The sequence below is a fragment of the Psittacicella gerlachiana genome, assembly GCF_003585965.1.
Taxonomy (GTDB): Bacteria; Pseudomonadota; Gammaproteobacteria; order Enterobacterales; family Psittacicellaceae; genus Psittacicella; species Psittacicella gerlachiana.
In genome coordinates this window covers 1-4980 of sequence record NZ_NRJF01000216.1, presented here as the reverse complement: position 1 = coordinate 4980, position 4980 = coordinate 1, and the positions used below count along the sequence as shown (strand labels likewise).

Sequence of the window (4980 nt, the reverse complement as noted above, 5' to 3'; positions counted from 1 at the left end):
CTTTTTAAAATTAAAAAAACAATGTAATAAATCTGTATTTAATTTACCGAGAAGTTTACATTTCAACCTACTCTATTATTAGAAATATAAGTTGAGCTTAGTTGTATAATTTGTTGAAAATCACTCCATATTATTTCACGACCTTTTTAATTAGTTACTACCCCTTTTGGTAGTACCTAAAATACCAATCTACAAATAATATGCAACTAGAATATATGCCAACTAAAGTTAAAAATTTAGCTTAACTCTACAATTTCATTACTATTGTAATTAAAGCTAATTTTTCATGATTTTACTTATTACATTTCTTAGCTTAAATATTTAAGCTTTATTATGAGGAAATTTAATGGCTTCACAAATTATTACTATTGACGGCTTCACAACCCTGTTTTGTGCTTGCGTTGTGTTATTAATTGGTCGTTACTTAAATCGTTTACTTCCTTTCCTTGACCGCTTCCATATTCCAACTCCGGTATCAGGGGGGCTATTAGTAGCGATTGTTCTTTGTGTGTTATATTACACTTTTGGTTATCGCTTTACTTTCGATTCAAATCTTTCAAATACTTTCATGCTTATGTTCTTTGCTTCTGTGGGATACTCTGCAGACTTCAAAAAATTAGCAGCAGGAGGTAAAGGACTGGTACTTTTAATTATTGCATGTACGGGTATGGTACTGGTTCAAGACATTGTCGGAGTGAGCCTAGCTAAACTTCTTGGTCTAGATGGTTTATATGGTCTTATTGCAGGTTCGATTACTCTTGTTGGTGGTCACGGAACTGGTGGTGCATGGGGTCAAACTTTCGAAACTACTTATGGTTTAAGCAATGCTACAGCAGCTGCATTTGCATGTGCAACATGGGGCTTAATCTCAGGTGGTATCGTAGGTGGTCCAGTAGCACAATACCTTATTAAACGTAATAAACTTAAAGAATTACAAGGACCAAATAGCATTAATAACGATGACGACAATGAAGCTTATGAAGATGAACAAAAACTTCGTCCAATTCGTGCGAGTTCGGTAACTGAAGGAATTATTTGTTTAGCTTTTGCAATGTTCTTTGGTTCATGGTTACACCAATTAATCACTAACTTAAACTTAAGCTATTGGCCAAATATTCCTAAATTCGTATATGTTCTCTTTATGGGTATTGTTTTAAGAACTATCCTTAAAGGTGCATTCAAACGTGAACTAAAAGAAGTTACCATTGATGTTTTAGGTAATGTTTCTTTATCACTATTTATCGCTATCTCATTAATTTCAATCAAAATTTGGGAATTATCAGCGTTAGCATTACCAATTCTAGTAATTCTTGTAATTCAAACTGTACTTGTAGTTCTTTACTCTATTTACGTAACTTTCAACGTAATGGGACGTGACTATGATGCAGCAGTAATCTGTGCTGGTCAATGTGGCTTTAGTTTAGGAGCAACTCCTACAGCGGTAGCAAACATGCAATCAGTTACCGGTCACTTTGGTCATTCACATAAAGCTTTCTTATTAATTCCGTTAGTAGGTGCATTCTTCATTGACTTTGTTAATGCAATTGCGATTACCTTCTTCTCAACGGCAATTAAATAATTACTTAGTCAATTTACATAATAATAAATTGATTGAAAAGAACTTAGATTTTATCTAGGTTCTTTTTTACGTCTTATTTTTCACTTATTTAATTATTACCTAGTTTATTTTTAAAAGTTTTTATATTGACAGATAAAAATAAATAAACTAAGATAAAAAGGCAAGCAAAGCTTGCCAAGGTTTTAATTATTTACAGAATTTTTTAGAGGTTTTTGATATGAGACTAAATGCATACTTTAGCTACTTTACTTACTACTTTTGGTGGCAATTTAACTATGCTAAAAATGCGTTTATGTCTAGCTTTGCAAATAAGGGTTTAACTCGACCTTTAAAGCTCGGCTAGTAGCCTTAGTAACTAAGTAAAGTCAAGCTTAAATTAGAGCTCTAACTAGTTGCTAAGATCTACTTAGCAAGCTTTAAACTTTATCTATACTTTACCTATATTAAGTTAAAACTAAACCCTTAAACCGTATCAAACCCTCTTATATCCAAAGAGCGCTAGACATCTAGGTCTAGCGCTCTTTTAATATGTCACTATTAAGGAAGCCACCATGAAATCTAAAGTTCTTGGATCTATGATGATGGTAGCAGGATCAACAATTGGAGCTGGCATGTTAGTTATGCCAATAAACTCAGCGTCAGTTGGGTTTACTACTACTTTTATTGAGCTTGTTATCTTTTACTTTTTAATGTTAATTCCCGCTCTTGCAATTGCCGAAGCTACTCAATTTGCTCCTCAAGGAACAACAGTAGCAGGAATTGTTAAACGAGCGATGGGACCTAACTTCTATATTGCCAATAATCTCCTGTTATATATTTTTGCTTATTCTTTAGCTTGTGCTTATATCTCAGGCATTACCAATGTGATCGCAGATTTATTACAGATTCCAGCAAACTTACGTAAAGTATTTACTCTAGCTTGTATTATTCTTCTAGGATTTATTGTTACTATTTCTACAAGAGTAGCAGACATAATTAATCGGATTATGTTCTATATTATGTGTCTCGCTTTTGTGATTCTCGTAGCCGTATCTTTTTCTAATTTAGATCTGCATAATTTAACTTATACACCTATTTCAACCAGTGCGGTATATAAATCTATCCCTATTTTCTTTTTAGCTTATGGTTTCCATATCTTAATTCCCTCTCTATCAGATTATCTTGATAGAAATGTTCGTGATTTAAAAATTGCTCTTATTGGAGGCTTAAGTATTCCTTTTGTAATCTTTACAATTTGGAATCTTGTTATACATGGACAAGCAACTCAAGATCAACTAATTACCTTTGCTCAAAGTGGTAATGTCAATATTGCGAGTTTAATTACTAATGGTAAACCAACAGCTCTTCTAGGAATAGCGGTGACTATATTTACTCTTACCGCTTTAATAACTTCTTTTATCGGTCTTTCTACTGCTTTAATTACTACCATTAAAGAAAACTTTAAAAAATCTCAAAGTGTAGAAGAGCAAGGATTTATTCCTGCCGATCGTCAAGCTAAAGTAGAAACTAAACTAAATCGCTTTGCTATTTTTCTTCTTGCCTTTGCCATTCCTGGAGCGGTTCTTGCTTTTACGCCAGCAGCCTTTGTTTTCTTCCTAGGTTTTGCGGCAATAATTTCTACCTTACAAGCAATGGTAATGCCAATGCTCGCTTTAATTAAAATTCGTAAAACTAACCCTGAGCTTTATCAACAAACTAATGTGTATCGCTTTTGCTTACCTAGTATAGTTTTACTCTTCATTAGCATTTTATTTATCTTTGTTGCTTTTATGGCAGATTTAAATTTTTAATTTCGTTTTCAGTTAAGTAGCATAAGTTACACTAAATTTAATTCTTTAATAACACTTACATCTTACATTTGTCTTAGTGTAAATTATGCTATTTAACTAATATCTAGGAATTATTATGCTAAAATTATCATTAATTACTTTCGTAAGTTTTCTTAAAGCTTTACGATGGTGTTAACTAGTTTATTTTTTGAGGTATATTTGTGAAATCTAAAGTTCTTGGATCTATGATGATGGTTGCAGGGACAACCATTGGTGCCGGGATGCTTGTAATGCCTATTAACTCAGCAGAAGTAGGATTTGCAACTACGGTAATTGAATTAATTATTTTCTTCGCTCTGATGATTTTACCTGCGCTTGTAGTCGTAGAATCTTCCCAATTTGCTCCACGTGGGAGTACGGTAGCGGGAATTATGCGTTTAGAATTTGGTAATATTGGCTTTCTTATTGCTAATATTCTTTTCTACGTGTTCGTATACTCATTAGTTTGTGCTTATATTTCAGGACTCTCAAGTATCTTTGCTGAGCTTATTGGCATTCCTGAAAAATGGCATAATCTCTTTATTGTTGCTACAGTTATTCCTTTAGGTTTAATTGTGATCTTTACTTCGAGCTTTGCTGATTTAATTAATCGTATTTTCTTTTATTTAATGTGTCTAGCTTTCCTAATTCTTGTAGGTTTTTCTATTCCAAATTTAAAAGCAGAATACCTAGCAAGTGCTCCAGTATCAAGTAAAGCGGTACTTAATTCGATTCCAATTACTTTCTTAGCATTTGGCTTTCACATTATTATCCCAGCTCTTTCTGATTACCTAGATAGAAACTCTCGTGATCTAAAAATTGCCATTATCGGGGGCTTAGCTATTCCTTTAGTGGTATTTATTATTTGGATTACCATGGTTCACGGGCAAGCGAGTCAAGCTGAACTTATTCAATTTACTCAAGAAGGTAAATCTGTAAATATTGCTAACTTAATTGCACACGGAAGTAGTCAAACTAGTGTGAAAATTTTAAATATTGCAATTACAGTTTTCTCTATTTCAGCTCTTTTAACTTCATTTATCGGGGTTTCTTTAGCTTTAATTACTACTTTAAAAGAAACTTTTGCTAAAAAATTACCAAGAAAATCAGAATATGTAACTTCACACTTACATGAAAGTTCTGAATCTGTAATCTATGAAGAAGCTGACCGCATTGAGACTTACTTAAATAAACCTCTGCTCTTTGCTTTAGCTTTTGCAATTCCAACTCTTGTGGTAATCTTTACTCCTGCTGCTTTCATTTTCTTCCTCAGCTTAGCAGCGGTAATCTTTACTATTCAAAACCTTGTAATGCCTATTCTTGCTCTCATTAAAATGAGAACTAAACATAAAGAACTTTATGTACAAAATCCTAACGCTTACCGCTTATGCTTAAATAATTTAGCTTTAGGGGTTTTAGCTTTAATTCTTTTAGTTTTATGTTTAATGTAAAATAAAGCAAGTCAAAACTAAGTTTTTTGAGCCTAACTTAGTTATGAGAGCTTATAGTAAAAGTCCTCCAAACTTAGATCATTAAGTTTGGAGGACTTTTACTATATTTTTTAGAAAATTTTTTCTTTCTGTTATAAATAAG

4 protein-coding genes are annotated in these 4980 nt (G+C 32.6%); all 4 read left to right on the top strand.

The features are described 5' to 3' along the window. Positions 1 to 346: 346 nt before the first annotated feature. A complete protein-coding gene (gltS, locus tag CKF59_RS06745; protein WP_245959287.1) occupies positions 347 to 1579 on the top strand; it encodes a sodium/glutamate symporter in 1233 nt (410 codons plus the stop codon). 217 nt (positions 1580 to 1796) lie between these two features. Further along, a complete protein-coding gene (locus tag CKF59_RS08075) occupies positions 1797 to 1922 on the top strand; it encodes a hypothetical protein (RefSeq protein ID WP_281270082.1) in 126 nt (41 codons plus the stop codon). Positions 1923 to 2130: 208 nt separating this feature from the next. Then, positions 2131 to 3369, top strand: a complete 1239-nt coding sequence (locus tag CKF59_RS06740; protein WP_119535176.1) for an amino acid permease — start codon at positions 2131 to 2133, stop codon at positions 3367 to 3369. Positions 3370 to 3569: 200 nt separating this feature from the next. Next, complete coding sequence (locus CKF59_RS06735) at positions 3570 to 4838, top strand: amino acid permease (RefSeq protein ID WP_147397144.1); 1269 nt, start codon at positions 3570 to 3572, stop codon at positions 4836 to 4838. Positions 4839 to 4980: the final 142 nt, after the last annotated feature.